Origin of the sequence: Bordetella trematum (genome assembly GCF_900078335.1) — a bacterium.
GTDB lineage: Bacteria > Pseudomonadota > Gammaproteobacteria > Burkholderiales > Burkholderiaceae_B > Bordetella > Bordetella trematum.
The window spans coordinates 1-735 of the sequence record NZ_FKBR01000021.1; the positions used below are offsets into that span (position 1 = coordinate 1).

Below are 735 nucleotides of genomic sequence, written 5' to 3' on the forward strand. Positions count from 1 at the left end.
CGCCACCGCCTCGGCCAGTTGCTGGGATTGCTCCTGCAGGGCGGCGGCGGCCGCGGCCGCCTGCTCGACCAGGGCGGCGTTCTGCTGCGTCACCTCGTCCATCTGCGACACCGCACGGTTGACCTGCTCGATCCCGCTGGACTGCTCCTGCGAGGCCGCCGAAATCTCGCCCATGATGTCCGTCACGCGCTTGACCGACACCACGATCTCCTGCATGGTCGCCCCCGCACGGCCCACCTGCTGCGAGCCGGCCGCCACCTTGCCGACCGAATCCTCGATCAAGCCCTTGATCTCCTTGGCCGCCTGCGCGCTGCGCTGGGCCAGCGAACGCACTTCGCCGGCCACCACCGCAAAACCCTTGCCCTGCTCGCCGGCGCGCGCGGCTTCCACCGCCGCGTTCAGCGCCAGAATGTTGGTCTGGAACGCAATCCCGTCGATCACCGACACAATCTCGGAAATCTTGCGCGAACTGGCCGAGATGTCTTCCATGGTGTTCACCACCTCCGACACCGCCACGCCGCCACGCTCGGCCACATCCGAGGCGCTGGCCGCCAGTTGATTGGCCTGGCGCGCGTTGTCGGCGTTCTGCTTGACCGTCGAGGCCAGCTCCTCCATCGAGGCGGCGGTTTCCTCCAGCGAGGCGGCCTGCTCTTCGGTGCGGCTGGACAGATCGGTGTTGCCCGCCGCGATCTCGCGCGCGCCGACGTTGATCTCGTCCACGCCCCGACGCACCGA

1 protein-coding gene is annotated in these 735 nt (G+C 68.7%); it reads right to left on the bottom strand.

Features of this window, described 5'->3' with window-relative positions; all coding sequences use genetic code 11:
- Positions 1–735: methyl-accepting chemotaxis protein (locus A7V84_RS10860; protein WP_235815952.1), on the bottom strand; the 735-nt coding region annotated here is incomplete at both ends.